The 24,995-nt window shown below is 33.2% G+C and carries 25 protein-coding genes; 10 read left to right on the top strand and 15 right to left on the bottom strand.

Annotation, left to right across the window (positions count from 1 at the left end):
* Positions 1 to 9: 9 nt before the first annotated feature.
* From ABZC13_RS06170 to ABZC13_RS06140, 7 genes are all read right to left on the bottom strand, one after another.
* The gene (locus ABZC13_RS06170) at positions 10 to 1,554 is read right to left on the bottom strand and encodes a diguanylate cyclase (RefSeq protein WP_373001410.1); all 1,545 of its coding nucleotides are present in this window, start codon (positions 1,552 to 1,554) and stop codon (positions 10 to 12) included.
* Between the two features lie 78 nt (positions 1,555 to 1,632).
* Positions 1,633 to 2,343, bottom strand: coding sequence for a sulfite exporter TauE/SafE family protein (locus ABZC13_RS06165; protein ID WP_373001408.1), 711 nt, complete (start codon positions 2,341 to 2,343; stop codon positions 1,633 to 1,635).
* A gap of 9 nt (positions 2,344 to 2,352) precedes the next feature.
* On the bottom strand, positions 2,353 to 2,859 hold the full coding sequence (locus tag ABZC13_RS06160) for a hypothetical protein (protein ID WP_373001406.1): 507 nt from the start codon (positions 2,857 to 2,859) through the stop codon (positions 2,353 to 2,355).
* 210 nt (positions 2,860 to 3,069) lie between these two features.
* Positions 3,070 to 3,546 (bottom strand): HD domain-containing protein, encoded by a 477-nt coding sequence (locus ABZC13_RS06155; protein ID WP_373001404.1) that lies wholly within the window; start codon positions 3,544 to 3,546, stop codon positions 3,070 to 3,072.
* Between the two features lie 44 nt (positions 3,547 to 3,590).
* Complete coding sequence (locus ABZC13_RS06150; protein WP_373001402.1) at positions 3,591 to 4,406, bottom strand: tyrosine-type recombinase/integrase; 816 nt, start codon at positions 4,404 to 4,406, stop codon at positions 3,591 to 3,593.
* A complete protein-coding gene (locus tag ABZC13_RS06145; RefSeq protein ID WP_373001400.1) occupies positions 4,396 to 5,394 on the bottom strand; it encodes a hypothetical protein in 999 nt (332 codons plus the stop codon). The genes ABZC13_RS06150 and ABZC13_RS06145 overlap by 11 nt, the downstream gene beginning before the upstream one ends.
* Before the next feature lie 4 nt (positions 5,395 to 5,398).
* Positions 5,399 to 5,995, bottom strand: a complete 597-nt coding sequence (locus tag ABZC13_RS06140; RefSeq protein WP_373001398.1) for a hypothetical protein — start codon at positions 5,993 to 5,995, stop codon at positions 5,399 to 5,401.
* Between the two features lie 126 nt (positions 5,996 to 6,121).
* Between ABZC13_RS06140 and gatC the strand changes: the two genes are divergently transcribed.
* From gatC to ABZC13_RS06125, 3 genes are read left to right on the top strand one after another with little or no spacing between them, the layout of a single operon-like run.
* A complete protein-coding gene (gatC, locus tag ABZC13_RS06135; protein ID WP_373001396.1) occupies positions 6,122 to 6,412 on the top strand; it encodes an Asp-tRNA(Asn)/Glu-tRNA(Gln) amidotransferase subunit GatC in 291 nt (96 codons plus the stop codon).
* 17 nt (positions 6,413 to 6,429) lie between these two features.
* The gene (locus ABZC13_RS06130) at positions 6,430 to 7,521 is read left to right on the top strand and encodes a type IV pilus twitching motility protein PilT (protein ID WP_373001394.1); all 1,092 of its coding nucleotides are present in this window, start codon (positions 6,430 to 6,432) and stop codon (positions 7,519 to 7,521) included.
* 4 nt (positions 7,522 to 7,525) lie between these two features.
* Positions 7,526 to 10,612 (top strand): efflux RND transporter permease subunit, encoded by a 3,087-nt coding sequence (locus ABZC13_RS06125; RefSeq protein WP_373001392.1) that lies wholly within the window; start codon positions 7,526 to 7,528, stop codon positions 10,610 to 10,612.
* A 9-nt stretch (positions 10,613 to 10,621) separates the two neighbouring features.
* Here the strand turns inward: ABZC13_RS06125 and ABZC13_RS06120 are convergent, their stop codons facing one another.
* The 3 genes from ABZC13_RS06120 to ABZC13_RS06110 are packed head-to-tail and all read right to left on the bottom strand — an operon-like array spanning position 10,622 to position 11,894.
* Positions 10,622 to 11,074 (bottom strand): metallophosphoesterase, encoded by a 453-nt coding sequence (locus ABZC13_RS06120; protein WP_373001390.1) that lies wholly within the window; start codon positions 11,072 to 11,074, stop codon positions 10,622 to 10,624.
* Positions 11,075 to 11,084: 10 nt separating this feature from the next.
* Positions 11,085 to 11,501: a hypothetical protein gene (locus ABZC13_RS06115; protein ID WP_373001388.1), complete on the bottom strand. Its 417-nt coding sequence runs from the start codon at positions 11,499 to 11,501 to the stop codon at positions 11,085 to 11,087.
* A gap of 30 nt (positions 11,502 to 11,531) precedes the next feature.
* Positions 11,532 to 11,894, bottom strand: coding sequence for a hypothetical protein (locus tag ABZC13_RS06110; protein WP_373001386.1), 363 nt, complete (start codon positions 11,892 to 11,894; stop codon positions 11,532 to 11,534).
* A 107-nt stretch (positions 11,895 to 12,001) separates the two neighbouring features.
* On the opposite strand from ABZC13_RS06110, the gene ABZC13_RS06105 reads away from it, so the two are divergent.
* Complete coding sequence (locus ABZC13_RS06105; protein ID WP_373001384.1) at positions 12,002 to 13,126, top strand: GGDEF domain-containing protein; 1,125 nt, start codon at positions 12,002 to 12,004, stop codon at positions 13,124 to 13,126.
* A gap of 375 nt (positions 13,127 to 13,501) precedes the next feature.
* Positions 13,502 to 13,912 (top strand): hypothetical protein, encoded by a 411-nt coding sequence (locus ABZC13_RS06100; RefSeq protein WP_373001382.1) that lies wholly within the window; start codon positions 13,502 to 13,504, stop codon positions 13,910 to 13,912.
* A gap of 363 nt (positions 13,913 to 14,275) precedes the next feature.
* On the opposite strand, the gene ABZC13_RS06095 is transcribed toward ABZC13_RS06100, so the two are convergent.
* From ABZC13_RS06095 to ABZC13_RS06085, 3 genes are read right to left on the bottom strand one after another with little or no spacing between them, the layout of a single operon-like run.
* A complete protein-coding gene (locus ABZC13_RS06095; RefSeq protein ID WP_373001380.1) occupies positions 14,276 to 15,271 on the bottom strand; it encodes an SAM-dependent methyltransferase in 996 nt (331 codons plus the stop codon).
* Complete coding sequence (locus ABZC13_RS06090; RefSeq protein ID WP_373001378.1) at positions 15,261 to 16,472, bottom strand: TolC family protein; 1,212 nt, start codon at positions 16,470 to 16,472, stop codon at positions 15,261 to 15,263. Before ABZC13_RS06090 ends, ABZC13_RS06095 begins: the two co-directional genes overlap by 11 nt.
* Positions 16,429 to 17,613, bottom strand: a complete 1,185-nt coding sequence (locus tag ABZC13_RS06085) for an aspartate aminotransferase family protein (protein WP_373001376.1) — start codon at positions 17,611 to 17,613, stop codon at positions 16,429 to 16,431. Before ABZC13_RS06085 ends, ABZC13_RS06090 begins: the two co-directional genes overlap by 44 nt.
* Positions 17,614 to 17,728: 115 nt before the next feature.
* On the opposite strand from ABZC13_RS06085, the gene ABZC13_RS06080 reads away from it, so the two are divergent.
* A complete protein-coding gene (locus tag ABZC13_RS06080) occupies positions 17,729 to 18,091 on the top strand; it encodes a hypothetical protein (RefSeq protein ID WP_373001374.1) in 363 nt (120 codons plus the stop codon).
* A 3-nt stretch (positions 18,092 to 18,094) separates the two neighbouring features.
* On the opposite strand, the gene ABZC13_RS06075 is transcribed toward ABZC13_RS06080, so the two are convergent.
* Both ABZC13_RS06075 and ABZC13_RS06070 read right to left on the bottom strand, forming a co-directional pair.
* Complete coding sequence (locus ABZC13_RS06075) at positions 18,095 to 19,834, bottom strand: molybdopterin-dependent oxidoreductase (protein WP_373001372.1); 1,740 nt, start codon at positions 19,832 to 19,834, stop codon at positions 18,095 to 18,097.
* The gene (locus tag ABZC13_RS06070; RefSeq protein WP_373001370.1) at positions 19,835 to 20,632 is read right to left on the bottom strand and encodes an HlyD family efflux transporter periplasmic adaptor subunit; all 798 of its coding nucleotides are present in this window, start codon (positions 20,630 to 20,632) and stop codon (positions 19,835 to 19,837) included.
* Between the two features lie 113 nt (positions 20,633 to 20,745).
* Here ABZC13_RS06070 and ABZC13_RS06065 point away from each other — a divergent pair, with 113 nt between their 5' ends.
* The 4 genes from ABZC13_RS06065 to ABZC13_RS06050 all read left to right on the top strand — a co-directional run bounded on the left by ABZC13_RS06065 (position 20,746) and on the right by ABZC13_RS06050 (position 24,995).
* Complete coding sequence (locus tag ABZC13_RS06065) at positions 20,746 to 21,690, top strand: chemotaxis protein CheW (RefSeq protein ID WP_373001368.1); 945 nt, start codon at positions 20,746 to 20,748, stop codon at positions 21,688 to 21,690.
* 196 nt (positions 21,691 to 21,886) lie between these two features.
* Positions 21,887 to 22,576, top strand: a complete 690-nt coding sequence (locus tag ABZC13_RS06060) for a response regulator transcription factor (RefSeq protein ID WP_373001366.1) — start codon at positions 21,887 to 21,889, stop codon at positions 22,574 to 22,576.
* 23 nt (positions 22,577 to 22,599) lie between these two features.
* On the top strand, positions 22,600 to 24,585 hold the full coding sequence (locus ABZC13_RS06055; protein ID WP_373001364.1) for an ATP-binding protein: 1,986 nt from the start codon (positions 22,600 to 22,602) through the stop codon (positions 24,583 to 24,585).
* The gene (locus ABZC13_RS06050) at positions 24,582 to 24,995 is read left to right on the top strand and encodes a response regulator (RefSeq protein WP_373001362.1); all 414 of its coding nucleotides are present in this window, start codon (positions 24,582 to 24,584) and stop codon (positions 24,993 to 24,995) included. The genes ABZC13_RS06055 and ABZC13_RS06050 overlap by 4 nt, the downstream gene beginning before the upstream one ends.

Here is a 24,995-nt window from a genome sequence, read left to right as displayed (position 1 = left end):
TTAAAGTTATTATATCACTTTTTTATGAAATACGACACGGTTCTTTCCAAGATGTTTTGCTTCATACATGGCACGATCTGCAGACTTCAAAATCTCTTCAAGATTCTTGCCGTCTCTTGGTAAAATCGCAACACCTATACTTACTCCTACATGGTGAGAAACCTTTTCAAATACTATAGGTTTATTGATTTCATCTACAATCCTGATAAGCAAACTTTCTAGATGCTCTAAAGAGTTTTCGCTATTTTCTTGTGTACCACGAACCAATATAACAAACTCGTCACCGCCTATTCTTCCGGCGATGTCAAAACTTCTTATAGACTTTAAAATCCTATGAGCAACAGTTTTTAAGACTTTATCACCATGATCATGTCCATAGTTATCATTTATCTGCTTGAAATCATCCAGATCAAGAAAAAGAAGTGCAGATTCAAAGTTATTTCTTATAGTATAGTTTATCTCTTGAGATATCCTATCATTTATATTTTTACGATTAGCAAGACCTGTTAAAGTATCATAAAAAGCAAGATGTTCTATCTCTTTTTGTTTCTCTTTTAAATGTGTAATATCTCTGTCTACTCCCCTATAACCTTTTAGGTTTCCTTTGTCATCAAAAAAAGGAGTACCACTGGTTTGAAGATATACTTCATGCCCATTTTTATGTATATTTACATTTTCTAAATTAACAATATTTTCCTCTTTTTCAATTAACTTCATAAACTGTACGGCAACTTTTTTTGCCTCCTCTGTACTCATAAAATCAAAAGGTGTTTTGCCAACTACCTCTTGTGGTGTATATCCTAGTATATCTTCTACTTGCCTACTAGCATAACTATAGACTCCATACGAGTTCACTTCCCATATAAAGTCACCACTACTCTCCACAAGCTGTTGAAATCTATGTTCACTATATTCAATTTTCTTTCTATTTTTAGCATCATATTTTTTTAAAATAATATATAAAAAGAGTATCAGTAAAACTATAGCAATAGTACTCATTAGCGCAGTTTGATAAAGAGGTTTAGTGTGAGCATAATAGTTCTGTTTCACAACAAGCCCCCATTTAGTGTTTTCTATAGGACAGTAAGATGCAAGAACTATTTCATTATTGTAATCAATCTCTATTCCCACCCCACTTTCACCTGAAACTGCTCTTCTCATTGGGATAGCAAGATAAGAATCTTTTAATTTAACAGAAGATGGTTTAACTCCGGAATAAGCAATAAAATCTATATGTTCATCACGTATGACACCCACTAAATATTCTAATTGAAGGGCTCCATCATCAAGGGATTGAAATGTTGTTTGTACTTGAGATATTGTTGCAGCTTCTGATATATTCCCAAACTCTTTTTCTTTTGAATACTTTCTATCAAAACTTGCAACATTAGAAATCATACTGGCTATTGCAACAGACTTTTCCAAAAGAAAGTCTTTCTTCTCATCTATGAGTCTATCAAAAAGATAGATACTAAAAACACCCACTATCATGAGAATAGGTATAATAATAGTAAATAGTATGTTTAAGAAATTTTTATTAAAATCACCCTTCATACAGCACCTCTTTACTTAATATTACACTTATTTATATATAATAAAACTTAATATGAAGAAGTAGCTGTTGTGCAGAAATTAAGTATGACACTCTGTTAGAGATTTTTGAGGATTTGTAATATAGTCATATCCATTATAGATTGTATACACCCCATAAAGGACGACCGCTATAGATGCAAGACTCATCATCATGTTTCTAAAACTGGTTGCAGATGTAAGAGAGGCTAGAAATCCAAGTCCAAACATAGCCGGAATAGTACTAATACCGAAGATAGCCATTACTAAAGCTCCATAAACAGGATCAGCAGTACTGGCAGCGGTAATAGCAAAGAAATATACAAAACCACAAGGTAGTAGACCGTTTAGCATACCTAGAACAAAAAAGCTAAGATTTGATTTTGAGTTTAAAACTTTTTTAAAGGCATTTTTATATAGTGTTGATGAAGAAAATGAGTGTTCTATAAGAGTTAAAAATTTAATTTTACCCATTAAAGATAATCCGGCTAAAACCATAGCTATACCGGCAAAAATAAGCAATGCACCATTGGCATTGTTTGAAAAGGTAACTACTCCACCTAGAGCTCCAAACATTGCACCGAGGATGGAATATGTCAGAACTCTGCCAAATGAGTAAAGCAAGTGGGCAACACTTTGTGAGACCTTGGAACTCTTAGGCTCAATCTTGATTGTAGAGTATGCCAGGACTATTCCACCACACATACCGATACAATGACCAAAAGATCCTAAAAAAGCTATGCTCATAATTGTTAATATATTTACTGTTTCCATCTAATGCTACTAATGTCCTAAGAGTTGTTTTCTTATATGTGGATTATTAAGAGTTTCTCCTCTTAACATTCTTAGTCGCATTGTATCGAAATCTACATGCGTAGGAGCTTTTTTCTCATACGCACCGAATCCATAACCCATTGGGGTTTTATCTGTCAAAGAGTAAAAAGCACTTCTTCCATCTATCCACTTTTTTGTATCTCTACTCATAACCCAGATGATAGATGAATCTATAAACTCTTTATCTTCAAGCCATTTCACAAAACCACCGTGATCATGAAAAAACCAAGTCTTACCACTTGGTGAGATCACCTGCGAAATATAGTCCATATTATCTATGACCATTCCACAGTCACTATCTTGGTATTTATTTACAACCATCTCAAAAGGCACTTTTTTGGTGTTACCCTCTTTGATAACTATCATCTGCTTTTGAGATGCAACTGAAAGGAAAATAGTTACAATAAGGACAACTAGACCAAGTATAACTAATAACGGTATAAATTTTTTAATCATATATACAATACTCCGGATAATATTTGATAATTCATAGAAAATATCATAAATAAAGCTGAAAAACAAGAGATATTACATATAAAAAACTATATTGTACATGAAAATAAATAGATTAAATATATACTTTTATATGAAAAATCAAAGTTTGTGATGTTTTATAATTTATTTTACAATAAAATTGTTACGATAGTGTTAGATAATATCACACATCTATCTCCTCTTTTTTCCCTTACCTAAATCATCATAAAGCAAAAACCTCTCCAACTCTTCATGCATCTCGTCACTTAGAGATTCCCAGATAGCTTTTTTGATTTCATATCTTGCATAGTTTTCTTTTTTACTCTTTTTTATATCACGGATAAGATAGTGATAACGAACAATATCTTTTGTATATTCACTTATAAAAGGCCATTTTTTTATGATTTGGTAACTTACTTCTTCATGATCTGTAAAGCTGTATTCACCATATATTATATCGTCTTCATCTTTTTTAAAAGCAGAAAACGGCTTACCTATATCATGTAAAAGTGCGGCAGGTATAAGTTTAAAATCTTTGGCTTTGAGTGTATAGTATGTAACTCGAAGTGTGTGAAGAAAGACACCATGCTGATGCCACTCGTTTTGAATAAGAAATAGTGACTTTAGAAATGGTATTGATAAGATTTTATTTTTTATATGTCTACTCATCGATATAACCCTTAAATTTTTTATTTCTTTTCATCTATTTAGTATCATGCCATAGGATGGCATACTTCAACTGTCTCTTTCAAATCTTGCTTTTGTATATGTGTATATATTTGCGTCGTTAACAGTGAAGCATGTCCCAGAAGTTCTTGTACAACTCTAAGGTCAGCTCCACCTGAGATAAGAGATGTTGCATAAGAATGACGAAGAACGTGAGGAGAAACGCCTAGATACTTTTGCGTTATCTTATAGGCTGATATTCTACTTAGTGAATCACCTTTATAGTTGCACCAAATATATTCATGATCTTTTGGTTTCTCAACTAAATAAGCATTTATAGCTTCTAGTGCGACTTTAGCAATAGGGACTATTCGTTCTTTTTCTCCCTTACCATGTCTTACATGCAGCCAACCATCTTCCATGTCCTCTCCCCTTAATGCCAGGCATTCACTAATACGTGTTCCAGAAGCATAAAGAAACATAATTAGAGCATAATCACGAAGACCAAGCCATGAGCTTCTGTCTATTAAAGCAAGAGAATTTTGTATCTCTTTAAAAGACAAAAACTTAGGAAGCAGTTTCGGAATCTTTGCAAACTTGTATTTTGTTTTTTCTTCACTGAAATGACTCTTATGACAAAAGTCAAAAAAAGCGTTGATAGCAGATAGTTTTCTGTTGAGTGTTCTTTTGTTTTTATATCTTGATAAATACTCAAGAACACGTTTTGATTCGAGGTTTATGAGAGAAGTTTGTAACTCATTTTCTATAGATGAGAGATCACCTTTGTAAGCTTCGACGCTTTTTTTACTAAGTGCTCTTGTTACACTTATGTATTCTATAAAAGCCTCTAGCTCATTGTTCAAGTGAGATATACTCATCATCAATGTAGAACATCTTATCAGCTACAAAGATATAGCCATCCTCTATGTCTACTTCATATACGCTATATTTAAGTAAGTCTCTTGTTATCTCAATAAGATAACCCTCTTTTTCCAATGCGTATACTTTGTCATTATGAACTATAAGACCTAAAAAATGAGCAAATGGAAACTTCACTTTTGCATTTACCTGCAAATCTGGAGTCAGAGATATAACCTCACCCTGCTTTGTAGTGATGAAGATATCTTTTCCTGAATAAGCTATATTTCGAATCTCATAGCTGACTCTAACCTCTTTTGCAGCCATTGACAAAAGTTTATTTCCCGTTGCTGCTATTAGTTTGTTATCCACTACATTGAAATAAATAATATTATTAAAGTTATCTTCTGAAGATACAATAGTTGTTCTTAGTTTCTTTTTTAGCTTTGAGTTTACGATTACAACTTTTCCATCAAGAGTTAAAAATAGAACTAAGTCATTCATAAAATATGGGTTTACTATTCTAGAGTCAACTACTATAGGAGTACTGCCCTGAATTTTAACTAAAAGACTCTCTTCTGATATAGAATAAAGTGCCATTTCATTATCAGCAAAAAGTACAGCTAAGATATCATCTTTAATACTTGCACCGGCAATAGTCTTTTTCAGGTTAAACTTCTTCTTCATAGATTTATCTTCTATAAACTCTATAATAAGCTGACCATCTATAGTAGAGCTTAGAACCCAACCATCACTGCTGCCAAGAAGTCTATACGACTCTTCAATCTTAGTCTCGATAAGCTTATCTTTTAAAAGTACTTTTCTACTCTCAAGCATTGCTACATCTGAAGAAACATCTACAATTTTCTCAGTAGAGCTACCATGAAATGCCCAGTCATCTTTTACAAGCTTTGGCTTATAGACTTCCTTAGAACTACACCCTGAAAACAGCAGAGTAAATACAATCGCAGATAATAGAGATAATTTTTTCAAAATATTACTTTACTCCGTAGTGAAGCAATGCGTTAGCTATTTTACTCATTGAAGATTGAGGAGATACTTTAGCTAGTTTATCATGAGCTTTTTCAATTTCTGAATTACTCATTAGGATAATTGCACTTTGTACTAAAGCTAAATCTCTATATACGGCATCTTGTGCAGATGCATAAGAATCTAAAGAAGCTGCATCTTTTGCATCTTGTGCCATTTCATACTTTGCAAGATCACCAATCATAACCGCTGAAGAGTTCGTTAGTTCTTTAATAGTAACCATATCTTTTTTAGCAACTGCATTAGAGTATAACCATACATCATACAGTTCTGCAGAGATGCTCTTTAGTGTTAAAAGTGCTTCAGAATTTGTTGCATCTTTACTTAAAGTAGCAAGGGCATCATTTGCCGCTGTTATTTGACTCTGTTTATTAATGCTATAAGCTACATTAGCTCCAACTGCGACAACTAAAGCAACCACTGCACCAATCATTAAATTTTTATATTTTTTTATAAACTTCTCTGTAATAACAGCTTTTTCAAAAAACTTCTCTTCAGAATTCAACTCTTCTCTTACCATTGCTATATCATTTTTAATACTCAAAAATATTCCTTACTTACTATATAATTTCAAAAAGTTCAAAATAATATCGCATAGTTTGTTAAAGTTTCATCAAACACATAGATTTTTTTTGTTACAATCGTATAAATTATAATAACTAGGATACATATGCAAGTAGATGACGCATTACTAACTAAATTAGAAAAACTATCTTTTTTAAAAGTTTCTGATGATAAAAGAGGGGAAATTATCACTCAATTATCTGAAATCGTAAGCTTTGTTGATAACTTAAGTGAACTAAATACTGATGGTGTTGATGATAATTTTGCTATGAGTGACAAGGGTACTTTTACTAGAGAAGACACTCCATCATGTGATGCCAGTGTTAATGACGACATACTTAAGAATGCACCTCTAAGCGGTGATCATTTCTTTATAGTTCCAAAAATTATTGAGTAATTAAGGAGAGTCTTATTATGAGTGAAGCAGTTGAAGAAGTTAAAAAAGTAGTTGATATCAAGAAACTACTAAAGAGTGTTTTAGCCTATGGTTCAAGTGATTTACACCTTGTTGTTGGTAGTGAACCTCAGATTAGAATCGATAAAGAACTACGTCCCCTAAATCTAGCTGTCTTAAATGCTAAAGACATTGAAGAGATGGCTTACTCACTCATAGAAGACAAGCAGAAAAAAATCTTCGAAGATGCTAATGAGCTCGACTTCTCGTTTGAGCTGAAAAATATTGGACGTTTTCGTGCTAACTACTATCGTACTATTGGTGGAATTGGTTGTGCTTTTCGTATGATTCCTATAGATATTCCAACACTTGATGAATATGGCAATCCTCCTATTTTCAAAGAACTTATCAAAAAAGAAAAAGGTCTTATTCTTGTAACTGGTCCAACAGGTAGTGGTAAGTCGACTACTCTGGCGTCTATGCTTCATGAAATAAACTTAACTGAGAGACGACACATCATCACTGTTGAAGACCCGGTTGAGTTTGTTCATAAAAACATAAAATCTCTGTTTTCTCAAAGAGATGTGGGAAATGACACTGATTCTTTTGCTGCTGCACTGAAATATGCACTTAGACAAGATCCGGACATCATCCTTATCGGGGAAATGAGAGACGCTGAGACTATCGGTGCAGCTCTTACAGCGGCTGAGACGGGTCACTTGGTATTTGGAACTCTTCACACGAACTCAGCACCTGGTACGATTAACCGTATTATAGATGTTTTTGATGGTGAAGAGCAGGCTCAAGTCAGAGCACAGCTAGCTTCTTCTCTCGTTGCCGTTGTATCTCAAACTCTCATTCCTAGAGTCGGTGGCGGTAAAGTTGCAACACAAGAGATTCTTATAACGAATCCGGCAGTTCAAAATCAGATACGTGAAGATAAAGTTCATCAAATTTACTCACAGATGCAACTGAACCAAAAAGAAACAAATATGACTACTCAAACTCAACAGTTGATAGAACTACTGCAAAAAAGAACTATTACAAAAGAGAATGCTATTAAAAACTCTAATAGACCCGAAGAGCTTATTAAGATGATAGGCGGTTTATAAACAATTGTTTGAAAGAGTGTTAAGCTTTTTTATTGATAACTATAAAATCAACTATATTCTATTTTTTCTACTTTTTGGAATTGGGATCTTTGCATACACTCAGATTCCAAAAGAGATATCTCCAACAATAGAGCCTAACTCTGTAACAATAAGAGGTTCATATAGTGGCGCTTCTGTAGATACACTAAATAAAATGGCTGTACAAGAGATCGAAGATGAAGTAAAAAACATTGTTGGTGTGGATACGGTAACATCAGTAGTATCTCCAGGAAGATTTACGATAATTCTAGAGCTTGAAAAGGGAGCAGAAAAAGCAGAAGTTATCACAAATGTTGAAGATGCTGTATCTTTGATAAGAGTAAACCTTCCAAGTGATATGGATGAACCTATTATACGTGGAGTTGCACATTCTAGAAGCATTATGCATGTTTCTATGCTCTCGGATGAAGTACCCAGAGAAAAGTTAAAAACACTCTCAAAAAAGTTTAAGAGCAAACTACTTTCTATCGAAGATGTATCAGATGTAACCATATTTGGTGATTCTGAACTTTTTTATGAAGTGTTGATAGATGAGAAAAAGGTCAATGCTTACAATATTTCTCTAAATGAAGTAATTCGTGTATTTTCAGAAGTTTCATATATATTTCCTCTTGGCAAGATAGAAAACCTCAAACAGCAGTACTACATCTCTACTCATAATGACAAAAAGCAATCTGTTGAGCTTGAAAATACTATCTTAAATATAAACGATCAACGCATCGAGCTAAAAGACATAGCTAAGATAACTAAAAAGTATGAAGATGCTTCTACTCTTGCAAGTATGAATGGAAACAACTCTATCACGCTCGCAGTTTCACAAAATCCAAAAGGTGATGCACTAAAAATTTCAGAGAACATTAAAAAAGTTATATCGGAAATGAAAGTCGATGGTGTTAACTTTGATGTTAGACTAGACCGCTCAACTGTAATAAAAGACAGACTAAATATTGTTATCTCAAACATCCTGCTTGGCATCATTCTAATTACAGTGCTAACTGCAATACTTATAAATATTCGCATAGCGTTTATTATTGCATTAGGGATTCCTACATCTTTTGTTATGGGCGCTATATACTTCTACTTTACAGGATATAGCATAAACATAAATTCTCTTATTGGTGTACTTATCGCTATTGGTATTATTGTAGATGATGCTATTGTAGTGAGTGAAAACATACAACAATATATAGAGAAAGGCTACTCTCCAAGAGAAGCTGCATTTTTAGGTACAAAAGAAGTAGCAAAGCCTGTAACAATTGCATCTTTGACAACACTATTTTCATTTATACCGCTACTGATGTTAAGTGGAAAACTCGGAGAGATCATACAGCTTATACCTATAGCATTCTCTGCACTTGTTATCGCTTCACTTATAGAGTCGTTTATATTTTTACCTATTCATGCTTCACATACGCTCTCCTCAAAATCAAGAACTCTCTCATGGGAGAGAGTAAATGCACTCTACCTAAGAGTTCTCAAACAACTTGTAAAGTACCAAAAGACTTTTTTGCTTACATTTGTAGTAATCGTGCCTGCTTTGATTTACTACGGAGTTCAAAATTCAAAATTTCAGATGTTTCAGCCCTTTGATTCTTCATCAATCAAGATTACATTTAAGGCTAAACCTACAACTACTTTGGAAGAGTCACTTGAGATAGTTCAGACTTTGGAAAAAAATATTTTAAAAGAGAGAGACAGATTTTTTGTAAAACATGTTAGTTCTACTGCCGGTTACAGAAGAAGTGCTACAGGTTCTGCCGAAGTCTACCCTTATGTCGGATATATCTCCATAGAACTCCAGAAGATTAAAGCTTTAAACTTTGTAGACAAATATATTACGCCTTATCTTACTTTTTATTATGATCCTACTGGTAGAGTAAGGGATAAGTCATCACAAGAGATATCCCAAGATCTTAGAGCTTGGCTAAAAGAGCAAAACTATAAGCAAAAGTTTAACCTGAGCAATCTAATGGTAGTTGAAAATAAAATGGGGCATACAAAAGCTGATATTCGCATAGGAGTCATAAGTGAAGACTACCAAAAGGCCATGAAAGCCATACGAGAGATAGAAGATAGTTTCTCTAAAATAGACGGCATAAAGTACTCTGGTGACAACGTTAAAACAGGACTTGATGAGATAAAGCTCAAACTAAACTCTTATGGTGAAGATCTAGGTATTACAGAAAGCTCTCTTGGTAAATATATCTCAGGCCTATATCTCACAAGGAAAGTAGGAACTATCTTTGACGGCAACGAACTTGTAGATGTAAAAGTCAAATCATTCAACATTGAAGATGACTTGGAGAGTTTTAAAAGACTTGAGATTCCTCTTAAAGATGGCATCTATGTAAAGTTAAAAGATATATGTGAGTTTGAGAAAGTAGAGTCTTTGGAGAGACTTGTTAAGGATGATGGCGAAACTAACTTTTATGTATTTGCGAATGTAAATCCTTCCATAGCAACAGCAACAGAGGTCTTAGAAAAGCTATCTCCAACTATTGAAAAATTAAAAAAAGTAAAAGGTATAAAACTCAAGTTTAAAGGGGAGCGAGAACAACAAATGGCTATGCAGACTGATATGATTTTAGCATCTGGACTTGCGATCATACTTATTTTTATATCTATACTTTACCTTTTTAACTCCATAAGAGAGACTATTATAGTTATGTCTGTTATTCCTTTTTCTCTTCTTGGTGTCTATGCAGGACATTTTATCATGGGCTTGAATATATCACTTCCATCTCTAATCGGTGCATTAGGACTTGCCGGAGTTATTGTCAATGATGGGATTATTATGATGGCAACTATAAAAAATGCAAAGACCAAAGATGATATATTTGACCTTGCTCCAAGAAGGTTAAGACCTATCATACTAACATCGATTACGACTATTATAGGTCTATCATCTTTGATATTTTTTGCAACAGCACAAGCCGTGACATTTCAGCCTTTGGCAGTTACCATAGGATTTGGTCTTTTGTGGGGGACTATACTAAACCTTTTCTACCTTCCGACAATGTACAACTTCTTTCATAAGTACAGAAAAGTATAAATAGCTCTTTTATCTAAAAGAGGTGTCTTTTTTCACTACCTTCTTATATCCATCTTGCACTCTTTGCACACTTACAGTCTCACCGCTCTCTACACAGTAAGCACTTAACTGACTATAGCCGTATGTGTGCATATTACATCCAGTATCTACTAAAGATATAAGTCCATAAGACAAAAGAGTATCTATCCCACCGTTTGAGAACCAAATGCTGTGAGATGGCAGTGATCTATCGTTTTCATAGTTGTTTATAAAAAGCTTTCCAAAAGTAACCATCATCTCTTCATGATTTCCCATAACACACAGGTGAGCATTATCACGGATAAACTTTACAACTTCAGCACTCTCCCCGGCTCTGTCAACAAGATCACCGACAAAGACAATAGTAGCATCTGAGGGAAGCTTCTGTACTAAGGCTAAGAGTGTTTTGTAGTTTCCGTGAACATCACCTATGACGTAGTGCATCTACAGTATTTTACTTTGAAACATTAAAATATAGTTTAGATACCCAATAATCGCTTCCTCGTTTTGATACGATGATTCCAACTAATGAATAGGACCAATAAGTGGCTAAGATAACTCTTAAAAAAGGAGGTACAGGAGTTTGATCGTAAACTTCAAAATATACAGCGGTTATAGATAACAAGATCAATGTAATAAATGCAAATGAAAAAAGCTTCTTCCTTTTTTCATCAACATTTATCCCATCTAAAATAGAAGCAGGTGTGTAATAATTCTCAGTCACCTTAGCATTGTTAGGTATATCACATGCACGAACAGATTCTTTAGGTGTAGTCTCTATTTTACTTATCAGCTTATCATTAAAACTATTTAATACAGTTAACACTGTTTCGAGATTTTTATCTTCTACTGAAAGCTTTATTTCATTCATATGTTTCCTTATCTATTATCTTGCATATTTTTACGCACTATGTTTAAATCCTAAGATAGACACATTATCAGGGTTTTCTAAAAACTCAATATTGTGCTGGTTCGCCCAAACAACGATATCTCCATCTAACATAAGTAACTCATCTTCATCATATGAATCATTTCTAATCTCTATGAAATCAAAATCATCTTTTAGCGATATATAAAAGTCACTATGTTTCAAATAAGGTTCAAGGTCAAGCAGTGCTACTACAATCTTATCAAATTCAGAATAATTTTTCTTTATCTGTTCAACCCTATGAAGTGAACTCGAGTTTTGCGCATAACCGCACAATCTTAACAACTCTTTAGATGCTTCCATTATTTCCTCAATACTAAAATAGTCTATATCCATTCTATAACTACTTGCATTAAAGATATCTTATTAGATGGAAAGAATAATGTTATTATACTAAGATGTATATTTGTAAAATGTATCTAATCTAATTGAGGATTATTATTATGAAAAACAACTATTTGAGGTCATTGTTTACACAAGAGATTAGTTATGAGACTGATATTCCAATAATTAGAAAACAAGTTTTACTAAGTAAATTACTTCTTATAACATTAGCGATATTTTCTTTATTGGCTGTTTATCACTTTTTTATAAGTCAAGAACCCTCCAATGTAATTATTGATACAACAGCCTTAGGTGCATTTATTTTAGCGTTTATCTCTTTACGAAAATATAATGACTTTAACAGTGCCGTAAGCATAAGTGCACTTACACTCTTTATTTTTACAATTCTCTTTATTGTTATGGATAAAAACAGTAACTATGGTTTGATTTGGAGTATTTTTTTTCCACTTTTTATTATGTTGACAATGGGACATAAAAAAGGTTTTTTTCTTATCGTTATTTATTATATTTTTGTATTTTATCTAGCATATTCTGGTGTAGGAAGTTGGCAAAACGGAAAATGGAATATGGCTTCATTCTTTCATTTTGCAATAGCATCTACTATTCTTGTTTACACTATTTATTCGGTTGAGACATCACAAGAAGAGGTTCATAAGGAACTCAAACAACTTCATGATAATGAACTAGAGTATATGAGCGAACTTGAGAGACTCACAATAACGGATCCTCTTACTTCACTTTATAACAGACGTCATCTTGATAAAGTATATATACGTGAATTTCACCATGCAAAAAGACATAAACATATTCTCGCATTTTATATCCTTGATATTGATTTTTTCAAGCAATATAATGATACATATGGACATAAAGCAGGAGATGATGTTTTAGTCAAAATATCCCAAGTAATGAAAACATACTTTAAAAGACATGAAGACCTAGTATTTCGTTTAGGTGGGGAAGAGTTTGGAGGATTGATTACAGGTCAAAATGTAGATGAAGTTGAAAATTTTATAGCTAAACTTTGTATAGAAATTACAAATATGAATATAGAACATATGGGAAATAAAAATCAGCCTATTTTAACTGTCTCAATTGGAATGAAAATATTAGATGATTTTGAAAATGACAACTTTGACAGTGTTTATAAGGATGCTGACTTAGCACTTTACAATGCCAAAGAAAATGGTAGGAATAAGGCTGTAAATTATCTCAACATCTAGGAGTTAATGAAAACCAAATCAACTAATAGTATTCATTCCCACTAAGGATAGTAAGGGCTTGTATCGGAAATGGAGATTCAACCCATGGGGTGTAATTTTTAAATAATAACTCTTAAAAGATTAAATCAACATCCTGTGAAACATCGTGAAACATTTCAAAAGAAATTTATGCTAAATTACACCTGAAATAATATGCACTAAACAACGTATTATAGGGATATTCTTTGATTTTCTCCATCAAAATCAAATTATTTATACATTTTATAAATTTATGAAAACAAAATATTCATAAAGATATAATCTTCTTATATATTTAAAGACAAACTATGAATAGAAAAAATATATATAGTCCAGACTAGAAGGGAAATGCAGAAAATGCCAAAAGAGTTAATTTGTGATTTAATGAAAATAGCATTAGCAGATAAATATTCTAGCGACTATATTACATTTCCAGTACATAATAGATGTATTAAAAGAGTTAATCAACATGTAGGATTAAGTCTAGAAGGTTATAGCTGCTACATTCATTGTAATGATATTCGTCATGTATATAATAGGCATCCTGAAGCTCATCATTATTTATGTTATATTCCTGACATACTAAAAAATTTTGATTCTATAGAAAAAGAAGTTGTTCCGGAAAGAAGAACTGGTGGGTCACAGGTTGTTTATAAATTTTATAAAAAATATAATAGGAATCTAGTAAAACTAGTAAAATTAAGAGTTCACAAAGACAAAACAATAAATCTAAAAACGTTATTTGTTATGGATGAAGTAGTACAGTAGACCAAAAACTACTGTAATTTACGGGTGTGGACTGATGAACAAACCCCAGCCTGACGCCTTGAAACGGACTCCGATGGTTTTTGAAACGTAATATGGACATACCAACAAAATATGTCACTCAGAATTCACTAAAAATAAACTCTAAGTGTCATACACTTATATACATGTTACCTATACTAAAATTAATAATACATAAATCGGCTATATTAGTTCTTTATTTATAGCAAAGTGTTCCCTATCAATAAAAGAAGTGGAAGTATACTGTAATAAATTTACAATTATCTTATACTCTTTAAAAATCATACTTAGAGTTTATATTTCTCGTTCCAACTCTCCTAAGTTGGAATGCATAGTATATTGATATTAGTTTCTATTTTTCCTAAACCGTATCATCTTAAATCTCTCACCCAAGAAGTTCGGCATTATCAGCATCTTCGCCTTTTGAAGTTCTTGTTCGTAGATTTTTTCATCTGCGTTATCTTTTAGCATCTCTAGCAGGTTTAGTATGCCCATATCTACAAGTGCTACCATCTGAGCTTTTAACTCTACAAACTCTACTCCTGCATCTGCGTATGCATCTTTTACATGCTCAAAGGTAACATCGTAAGTTATGTCAGACTTTCCAAACAGTTCTTCGCGGTTTATGTCTTCTTCAAAAAATGGAATGACTTTGTGTTTTGCATATACTCTTACAGAAAAGTCAGGACGAGCTACCATCTCACCATAGTCAAAACTCATAAACTCAAACTTCTCACATGAGTCAGCCATCTCTTTTGCGAACTCTTCATAGCCTATGGCTATCTCGCCTCTGTCTTTGTTGTACTTCTTGGCTTTCGCATCTACCCAGTCATTGTCTACGTCAAACTTCACGTCATGACCTTCGACTCTTCCTGTTTTACCTTTGTAGTAAAGCTCACAAGGAAATGCATCAAATATCTCATTTGCAATGAAAAAGGCGTTTTTACACTTTAACTCACTTAGGGAATTATGGTGAGTTAGACTCACCACATCTCCAAATGACTCTTGGAAATAGTTTCTCTGCTGCTCTTGAAGGTCATCAAACCTCTCTATGATGACAAACTTCAGAGTGCTTAGTAGTTTTGGTCTCAGAGTGTATATAAACTCGATTACGTCAGCAAGAAAGTAACCATGGTGAGCACCAATCTCACAGATGACTCCATCTTTTGCTAAAAAGCCCTCATCTACTAAAGAGATGATGTGTCTTGCCACACTTCCGCCAAAGAACTTACTCGTACTTACAGCAGTGTAGAAGTCACCCTCTTTTCCTATGTTTTTATAAGTTGCGTAGTAGCCGTTTTTTCCATATAGCCATTCACCCATATACTCGCTAAATTTCATGTTTATACATCTCATACAAGGTTAAGAGTTCTAGCTGTTTGTCTATCTCAAAGATAGACAAGTCCATCATCTGTATAGAAACTGAATTCTCTAGCAAGTCAACATCATAACTCGTTTTATATCCCGCACTATACATATCTTTTGTCTCTGATAAAAGTTTTTCATACAGCTCTCTGTTCTCTATACTAAGCAGTCTCTTTTTCTCAAAGTTCTCGATATTTTGCATTACCTGTTCAAACAGTGCACGAAGTTCTCTTTTTCTATCCTCAATAACAAGTTTTGACTTTAAGTAATCTATTCTTGAAGATTCTATGTCTCTAAAAGTGTTTATGTCAAGTGGCACAGATGCCCTTACACCGTAGTCATAATAATCTTTCTCATGTGATCCAAACTGAAACGCACTGTCACTTTTACTCCAGTTATAACCACCTGTCAGACTTACACGAGGAAGGTACTTGGCAGTAGTTACATTTTTGTTGTACTTAGTTTTTTCTATGTCACTCTCAGACATATTCAGCACTATGTTGTACTTTAAGAACTGCTCTTCATTTAACATATCTAGGTGCGGAATTTTTGCCTCTGTATAAGACAAGTCACTAATAGCATTGAACTTTGAGATAAGTCTCTCTTTATTTGTCTCTATGTCATACAAAGCTTGGATGACAAAGTTTCTCTCGATAATAGCATTATCTAAAAAGCCAGAGTCTAGTTGACCGCTTAGATACTGCTCTTTTTTCTGCTCTAAACTTATAGTAGAGTTTTTTATTTGAAGCTTTTGACGCTCTATCTTTAAGTCCATCTGCTTTATCTGCATCAAAAGAGAGATAGCATCTTTTACCAGCTTTCTTTTTGCAACTTCTACAGAGTAGTTTGAATAGACCCTTGAAGCTTCCGCAAACTTGATGCCGTAATAGATACCTCCACTTTGAAAGATGGGCTGATCCATTTTCAAAGCGGCATTTTCAGAAGTCTGCTCATCAGTATAAGGATTACTTTTTGAGTAGCTGTACTGCAGGTTTAGCGGTGCTATCCATGAGTCACGAAGTTTAGAACTGTCAGCCTCTACTTTGTCATAGTCATACTTGAACTGATCTTTTTTGTTTTTAGAGATATATGCATCTAGCGGCTGATCTTTTTCATCTGCCGCGAAAGCTGTGCTACAAAGAAGCGACAGCGCGATTAAGAGAGTTGAAACCTTCATCTATTTCCTCTTTTGTAATAGTTAATGGTGGTAAAAATCTTAGAGTGTTTCTACCGGCTTTTAAAACCATAACACCCTCATCCCTTGCATTTGAGATTATTTGAGCCAAAGTATCTGCATTTTTTACACGTAATCCACACATCATACCGATACCTACCTTAGATGTAAACATTCTTCTGTGTGCACTATAGAACTTCTCTAACTCTTGTTGGAAGTAGTCTGTAGTCTTTGCAAGCTCACCGCTCTCTGCATACTCTTTTAAAACATCTATAACAGCACAAGCAGCTGTTGTGCTTAAATAGTTTCCACCAAAAGTAGAACCATGATCACCGGCACTAAGCACGCCTTTTAAAGACGTCATAACAACACCTATAGGAACTCCACCGCCAAGACCTTTTGCTAAAGTGATGATATCAGGCTCTATCTCATAAAGATTAGATGCCAAGAACTCCCCAGTTCTGTAAACACCCGTTTGAACTTCATCAACTATAAGAAGTACATTTTTAGACTTTAGCATCTTCGCTAGAGCTTGAACTTCGGCTTTGTCTTGTGGTTGAACCCCACCTTCACCTTGAACAAGTTCTATCATTACTGCAGTAGTATGATCATCTATAAGGCTCTCTACCTGATCTATATTATCAGCATATACAAAACCGTCAGGAAATGGTCCGAAGTAGTTGTGCATAGCCTCTTGACCCGTAGCTTTAACTGTAGTAATAGTTCTACCGTGAAATGAGTTTTGAAGAGTAATTACTTTATATCTCTTAACTTCACCGTCTCTCTCACCGAACTTTCTAGCGATCTTGATTGCGCCTTCATTTGCTTCAGCTCCACTGTTGCCGAAGAAACACTGCATATCATAGCCACTTGTCTCAACTATTTTTTGTGCAGCAACTGCCTGAGGCGCGATGTTATAAAGGTTTGAAACATGAGTGATTTTAGATAACTGCTCGCAGATAGCATTGTTAACTCTTTCATTTGCATGACCTACACTTACAACACCGATACCTGAAGTAAAATCTATATACTCTTTACCATCAGAATCTACTAATCTTGCATTTTTTCCACTAACAAACTCTACATCTGCTCTCGCGTATGTAGGTAAAACATATTTTTTATCTAATTCTTTTATATTACTCATTATTTATACCTCTAAAATTATTTATGTATTATAGTATAAATGATTAACAATCTTATATAATCAATTTTTAATATATAATCTTATACTATGGCGTAAACAAATAAAAAGGCATTTCTTGAAATCACTAGCATACAAACTAACTCTAATACTTACAATTATATTCTTTACTGCTTGTTCAAACATGCAAATCGGGTTTGAAGAGGACAGCCCATTTTATACTCCTCCATCGGAAAAAAATGTTCAACCGGAAGAAGCTGTTAAAAAAGAAAATACTCCTGTAGTTGAAGAGAAGAAGGAGCAGCCAAGTATTGAAAAAGAGCAACAAAAGCCTCAAGAAGATATGATAAGAGCAGAGTCAAAAACACAAGAGACAGCAGTTGTGAAAAATGTTGATACTGTAAAAGAAGAAACTCCAGTTGTAGAGAAAGAAGCTGAAGGTGAAACAACTTTCAGTTACTCACGTGAAGATGGTGAGTAGAAACTAGACTTTAGTAAGTTCTACCCTGTTTTCTTGATAGATCGCACTCTTGCCTTCGTAAGAGTGTTTAGAAGATGTTAAGTTGTTAACACCTTTTGTCCCACTAAATATAAGCACACAATCATCTCTTAAATCATCATTTATTTTTACTTTCAGCTCTACGCTTCCATTTGCAGAAGATATAGTTACTACTTCATCCTCTTTAAGTCCATGCGAACTGTTTATATAGACGCTCTCTTGACGCTTAAACTGGGAGTTAAGACTTGTATCACTCTTCATAGTTATAAGGTGAAGCATATCAGTTTTTTCTAAGTTATTTTCAAACTCATCCAAAAATAAGAACTCCCCATCATCAGTATCAAAACCATCTTGATACGGAACTTCTTCTCTTTGCTTTACATGCCAGATGCCATCATCTTTTTCAACTGAACAATCTTTAAAATGATTTAGATAAAACTCTTCACTCTCTATGTCAATGTTGAAATACTTACAAAGATAAGCACTTAAGTCATATTCGCTTATCCCTGTCTCGCTCTCAGTAACTTTATCCATAAACATCATGGCATTATGAGAATATGATGTTCTAACATCATATTTTGACAAGAAGCTCTTGGCCGGAATAATCAAGTCAGCGATTTCACTTGTCTCATTTTCATATAGCCCAAAATAGATTACATTTTGAGTATCTGATATAGATTTTTTAACCCTTAAAGAGTCCGGCATCTGAGATAGTGGGTTTGCACCCTGTATAAATACAGTCTTAAAATTGGAAAACTCTGTATTTACTTTAGATACTCTCTTTGCTTTTTTATTGAATGGCGAAGAGATATGTTCTCTTGAAGAACCAAGGTAAGATACTCCACAGCCTTCTCTGCCAAAGAGTCCAAGCATGACAGCAAAAGCATCAATAGCTCTTATGATATCTGCACCCTCTCTATATTTTTGTATACCTACACCACAGACTATGGCTACTTTTTTGTCTTTGATAAGTTCAATTACTTCACCTATTTGACCTAAAGTAATACCTATCTCATCTAAAGTAGCCTTGATGCGAATAGTCTGAGTAAGTTCATAAAATTCTTCATACTCAGTTGCATGTTTATCAAGGTACTCTATGTCACAACCGTGGTCAATATGTAAAAACCTGCTAAACAACATAGCAAGGTGGAGATCACCTCTTGGTTTTATCTGCATGTGCAGGTCTGCCATTTTTGCTATTTTTGTTTTTACAGGATCAATGACGATAATCTTCTTATCTTTTATAAGAGGTAGGAGATGACTTGATGTTGTATGTGGATTTCTACCCCAAAATATAACTACTTCAGACTTCTCTATCTCTGATAAAGGCATATTTTTGTTTGAGCCTCTTCCTTCTATGATTCCGGCTTCACCTGCTCCGTCACAAAGACTCCCCTCAGTTAAAGTAGCACCGTAAGAAGAGAAAAAGTGATCACTTACTTCTTGCATCAGAGCAAAGTTCCCACTTCCTCTATAATGCAAAATCTCACTTGGATTTGACTCACGCAGCATCTGAGCCAAGTGAATCAATGCACCTTCCATAGTGATTTCTTTACCTTTGTATCTAGGTGTTTGAATCGTTTCATATTTTTCGTAGTGGTTCATATGTGGACATAAAAAACCACTTGTGTGACCTATTTTTAAAGGCTTTATCTTTGAATCTTCATATGAGATTCCACAAGCATCATAACAATCAAGTGGACATGCAGTTATATTACTCAACATTTATTTATCTTTTAGCTCAACCGTAGAAAGCTTCGAGAAAAGCTTTGGAGAATCTATGATGATCTGAGCCATATACTTTGAAATGTTTTTAGAATCTGCTATATTTAGTGCTCTTGAGATTTTATATGATGTTTTTTCACCATTTATATATACAACTTTATTTTTTGCATCTGCTACGTCTGACTCGTCAAGATAAATGGTAAGTTTAGCTCTTGAAATATCAGCTACTTTTGCAAGAGGTGTTGAGATGCCTACAACCTGCCCTACTTTAACTGAGATCTCATAAAGTACAAAACCCTCATCACTAAGATATTTATCTTTGATGCTTCTTTGAAGATGGGCCTCTCTTAATTTTAAATCTGTGATTTGAACTTTTAAGTTTTGTATCTCTTTTTGTGTACTTAGATAAAGGTTTTCACTAGATATAAGTTCATGATACTCTTTGTCTTTTTCAACAACTGATTTAAATTTCAGGTCTTCTATACGTTTATAGTTACCTCTTTTTCTATTGAGAGATTTTTCTAGATTAACTAAAACGTTTTTGTTTACACTAACTATCTCTCTTAGATACTCCAACTTTTCTTTTATAAAAATAAGTTCTTTAGAATCAAGCTCAGAGTCTATGCGAAGATAAGCCTTAGATGTCAACTTCTTACCTATCATATTCTCATCTATAAATATGACTAAACCAGAAACATTTGATGAGATATCCCTAACCTCATATGGCTCAACTTTTGAATAATAGACTTTAGCAAACGACAAAGTAAACGTTAAAAATAAAATTGTTAAAATTTTCACTTCTTAATACCTTTATTAAAATTGAAGATATTTTACCATTTCATTATTAACATTCAAGCATAATTTCATTTTATTTTTGGTACTATTTAAGAAGTTTTAATTAAAGGGTACATATGTCTGTTTTGTCCAAGGTAGATTCAACTACAAATCTAGCAAAAAACAATGAACTTCAACTTTTAGTTTTTAGGATTAATAACGAAGAAGGTTCTGCTTTTTATGCGATCAATGTTTTTAAAACAAGAGAAGTTGTTGAGTCTAAAAATCATTTTATGACTCAAATTCCGTCAGCTCATCCTCTTCTTGAAGGAACGATTATACTTCGTGGACTTCAGATCCCAATATTGAATCTTCCTGAATGGTTAGGAACAACTCTAACCAAAGAAGAAATAGCTCTATCAAACATACTCATCTGTGACTTCAATGGAATTATCATAGGTCTTAGAATCATGTCTGCATATAGAGTTATAAAGAAAAACTGGAATGAAATGCATGCACCAGATAGCTATAGACTAAAAGATGATGGCGTTGTAATGAATGATACCAGACTTGAAGATGGTAGCCTATGTCTTATTTTGGACTATGAGAAACTATTAGCAGATGTAGTTCCTCAGGCAATGGTTAATGTACATGAATCACCTGAGAATATCAAAGACTTGAATATGCCTACAAAACTTATTAATGGAGAAGTGCTAATTGCGGAAGACTCCAAAACAGCACAAAGACACCTAATCCAGATTTTTAAGAATGCTGGCATTCAGATGAAACTCTTTGATAATGGGAAAAAACTGGTTGATTATATTTTTGAGATGAAAGATCCTTCAATAATTCCGGCTATTATTACAGATATCGAGATGCCAGAGATGTCAGGTTTTACTGTAATTCAAACATTAAGAAAAAATGTTACCACTAAAAATATACCTATTATCGTAAACAGCTCTATGACTGGGGAAAACAACAAGAGGGAAGCAGAAATGCTTGGTGCAAGTGGCTTTATAGATAAAACTAAAAGCCATAATGTAATACCACTCATTATAGAAGTAATGAATACTCATAGTTAACTACCACATCTAGCTTGTCTCTTTGTAGACAAGCTAATTTTTCTCCTACGACTTTTTCATAAAATCATAATTTTTTATATATTATTTTTAATCTAATATCACGTTTAAGTGATTATATTTTCGCTTAAGTAATAAGTAATTTTAATATATGTATAATGTATTTTATTCCATAAAGTACTGCATATAGGGGGCTAAAGTGGTTGGCGATAGGATAAAGACAATTGAAAAACTTTTGGCGGACATTAAACTGTTATATGTAGAAGACAACCTTGGACTATGTGATAATATACAAAAATTATTTGAGAGAGTAAGCGACAATTTTATCATTGCAAATGATGGTAAAGAAGGCTATAGAAAATTTCTAGAGCATGAACTGAAAATTGTTATCACAGATATTAACATGCCAAAAATGAACAATGTCCTTTACGACACAATCTTATCAATTAATAAAGAAGAAAATCGTCGTCTGCTTTTAAATCAGCCTCAAAACATTTTCAACTATCAAAACAACATAGCCGTAATGATGTTTGAAGGAAATTTTATACTGCCAAACAAGCGATTCTTAGAATTTTTTGGTGTAGATACACTGGATGAGTTTAATGAAAAGTTTAATATGGATAAATTACTACTAGAACATAAGGAATTCCTTTATAGTTCAGACTCAGAATCCTGGTACGAACATGTAATAAAAAGTTTTGGGACACTCTTTCATACAAAGATAGAAAATCATAAAGGTATAAAAAGACACCCAATTTTAAAATCAAGAGATGTTACTGATTTAAATCTTATGTCTTTATTTGACAGTGGATCTGCTAATAAGGATAATATTACTCAAGATAAAATGGAGTTAATACGAGAATTTAAAAAACTCAATACTACACAATAATAATTTTAAAAAAGGAGAGTGCATTGAATTTCTATAAAATAACAGTTGGAAAAAGACTAGGTCTTGGCTTTTCATTAATCACTCTCATTACTGTATTTTTAGGCATCTTTGTAATTTTAGAGTTTAAAGAGGGTTCAAACATAACCAAAGATATGTTTAACCATCCATATACAGTAAACAACTCAGTAAAAGATATACACGCTGATATGATGACTATTCACGCTGCCGTGCTCTCTATGATGATCAATAAAAACGAATTCTTTATTGATGGACAAATTATAAAAGTAAATTTACATGACAAAAATATAGAAAAACATTTTGGAATCATACTCGATAGATATCTTGGTTCCAAATCAGATGTAAGAAAAGCATATGAAATATATAAAAGCACTGTTCCTATACGAACAAATGTAATTCAAATGATCAAAGAAGGAAATATAGAGGAAGCTCAACTGTTTATGAATACAAACGGATATAAACTTATGCAGTCCCTTCATAAAGAGATGCATTTGTTGGGTGAGTATTCTAATAATAGAGCGAGTGATTTTTTAAATGTTGCTCAAAAAAACGAAAAAAGCACAATTAATCTACTCATTATTGCTCTTGTATTTGTAGTTTTACTTAGTTCGATCATTGCTATTACCATCATTAAAAGTATTGTAGATCCACTAAATATACTCATTAGGATGTCTGAGAAGATAAACAAAGGTGATTTTTCCATACTAAATACTGAAGACACTATCGACTTGAAAAATAGACCTGATCAGTTGGGGCAACTCTATAACTCTTTTCACACACTGCTAAACTATCTTCTACTTCCATACGACAATATTATAAAAAGTAATCGTTCTCTTGTTGAGATTACAGATGAAGTTCGTAGACTGTTAGACTCTTTTGACAAAAACATCATTGCATCCAAAATGAATACGCAAGGTAATATTATCTATGTGAGTAAAGCTTTTCAAAATATATCTGGATATAGTGCAGAAGAGCTACTTGGTAAAAAACACACCTTTATTAATCATTCTGATATGCCACGAAGTATTTTTTTAGAGATATGGAAAACTATTGAGAGCGGAAAGACATGGACAGGAGAGATAAAAAACAGAAAAAAAGATGGAAGTTTTTTCTGGGTAAATGCAAATATATCTCCTGATATTGACAAAAACGGAGTTATTATTGGCTACAACGTTATCAATGAAGAAACCACTGTAACAAAAGCATTTGAAGAACTATCAAGTACTTTGGAGAACAGAGTAGCTTTAGAGATAGAAAAAAACAATGAAAAGACGGGATATATGTTACAACAGTCTCGTTTAGCTCAGATGGGGGAAATGATTAGTATGATAGCCCATCAATGGAGACAACCTCTAGCTTCCATTTCTGCCATATCAGGGACACTAACACTTGACCTTATGATGGATAATTACAATAATAAATTCTTTAAAGACAGACTTGAAGCTATTAGTGAGTTATCCCAGCATCTATCTTCAACTATAGATGACTTTCGAACTTTCTTTAAAGATGACAAAAAGGAAGAAATCTCTGAAGTTAAGACTATCATCGATGAATCAATAGCAATTATTGGTCAAACACTAAGAAATAAAAACATCAACCTAATTATTAATCATGAAGGTAAACCAAAAATCAAAAGCCACCTGAATGAAATAAAGCAGGTTCTTCTAAATCTTATAAAAAACTCTGAAGATATACTTTTAGAAAAACATATAGAAGAAGCCAAAATTTGGATAAATGTATATACTAAAGATTCTCAAGTCTGTATAAATATAGAAGACAATGCAGGTGGAATACCTGAAGATATCGTTGATAAAGTTTTCGATCCATATTTTAGTACAAAGAAAGAAAAGGATGGAACAGGACTTGGACTATATATGTCAAAAACAATTATTCAAGAACACTGCAGAGGAAAACTTTTACTAAACAACACTCACAATGGTGCTTCTTTTACAATAATACTACCCATATTTTCTGACGGAGAAGAATTATGAATAATCCAATGAATGAAATACTCTCATATTGCAATAATATAAAACTGCTTTATGTTGAAGACAACGAAGAAGCCAGACAATTTACCATGGAGTTGTTGAGTAGATTTTTTAAGAATATAAATGTTTGTGAAAATGGAGAAGAAGCATTGGAACTTTTTAAAGCAAAAGATATTTCTTTAATAATGTCAGATATAAATATGCCTAAAATGAATGGTATAGAGATGAGTAAAAACATCAGAGATTTAAATAGCGATGTACCAATAATATTACTTTCAGCGCATAATGAGTGTTCCTTTAAAGACTCTGCAAACCATGCCGGTGTTACAGACTACTTAGAAAAACCCCTAAAGCTTTCAAAACTTATAGAGTTACTGACTAGTTTTGCCAATGATAAAATCGGAGACAACTAA

This window comes from Sulfurimonas sp., assembly GCF_041563035.1.
Lineage (GTDB): Bacteria > Campylobacterota > Campylobacteria > Campylobacterales > Sulfurimonadaceae > Sulfurimonas.
Note: the sequence above shows the minus strand (reverse complement) of the source record. Positions and strands in the feature narration are given on the sequence as shown.

Excerpts from the sequence above, each read along its gene's own strand:
- ABZC13_RS06105 (WP_373001384.1), top strand. The coding sequence starts at position 12,002 with ATGAAAAACAACTATTTGAGGTCATTGTTTACACAAGAGATTAGTTAT.
- ABZC13_RS06155 (WP_373001404.1), bottom strand. The coding sequence starts at position 3,546 with ATGAGTAGACATATAAAAAATAAAATCTTATCAATACCATTTCTAAAG.
- ABZC13_RS06170 (WP_373001410.1), bottom strand. The coding sequence starts at position 1,554 with ATGAAGGGTGATTTTAATAAAAATTTCTTAAACATACTATTTACTATT.
- ABZC13_RS06075 (WP_373001372.1), bottom strand. The coding sequence starts at position 19,834 with ATGTTGAGTAATATAACTGCATGTCCACTTGATTGTTATGATGCTTGT.
- gatC (WP_373001396.1), top strand. The coding sequence starts at position 6,122 with ATGCAAGTAGATGACGCATTACTAACTAAATTAGAAAAACTATCTTTT.
- ABZC13_RS06085 (WP_373001376.1), bottom strand. The coding sequence starts at position 17,613 with ATGAGTAATATAAAAGAATTAGATAAAAAATATGTTTTACCTACATAC.
- ABZC13_RS06095 (WP_373001380.1), bottom strand. The coding sequence starts at position 15,271 with ATGAAATTTAGCGAGTATATGGGTGAATGGCTATATGGAAAAAACGGC.
- ABZC13_RS06110 (WP_373001386.1), bottom strand. The coding sequence starts at position 11,894 with ATGGATATAGACTATTTTAGTATTGAGGAAATAATGGAAGCATCTAAA.
- ABZC13_RS06160 (WP_373001406.1), bottom strand. The coding sequence starts at position 2,859 with ATGATTAAAAAATTTATACCGTTATTAGTTATACTTGGTCTAGTTGTC.
- ABZC13_RS06165 (WP_373001408.1), bottom strand. The coding sequence starts at position 2,343 with ATGGAAACAGTAAATATATTAACAATTATGAGCATAGCTTTTTTAGGA.
- ABZC13_RS06130 (WP_373001394.1), top strand. The coding sequence starts at position 6,430 with ATGAGTGAAGCAGTTGAAGAAGTTAAAAAAGTAGTTGATATCAAGAAA.
- ABZC13_RS06050 (WP_373001362.1), top strand. The coding sequence starts at position 24,582 with ATGAATAATCCAATGAATGAAATACTCTCATATTGCAATAATATAAAA.
- ABZC13_RS06090 (WP_373001378.1), bottom strand. The coding sequence starts at position 16,472 with ATGAAGGTTTCAACTCTCTTAATCGCGCTGTCGCTTCTTTGTAGCACA.
- ABZC13_RS06065 (WP_373001368.1), top strand. The coding sequence starts at position 20,746 with ATGTCTGTTTTGTCCAAGGTAGATTCAACTACAAATCTAGCAAAAAAC.
- ABZC13_RS06120 (WP_373001390.1), bottom strand. The coding sequence starts at position 11,074 with ATGCACTACGTCATAGGTGATGTTCACGGAAACTACAAAACACTCTTA.
- ABZC13_RS06115 (WP_373001388.1), bottom strand. The coding sequence starts at position 11,501 with ATGAATGAAATAAAGCTTTCAGTAGAAGATAAAAATCTCGAAACAGTG.
- ABZC13_RS06100 (WP_373001382.1), top strand. The coding sequence starts at position 13,502 with ATGCCAAAAGAGTTAATTTGTGATTTAATGAAAATAGCATTAGCAGAT.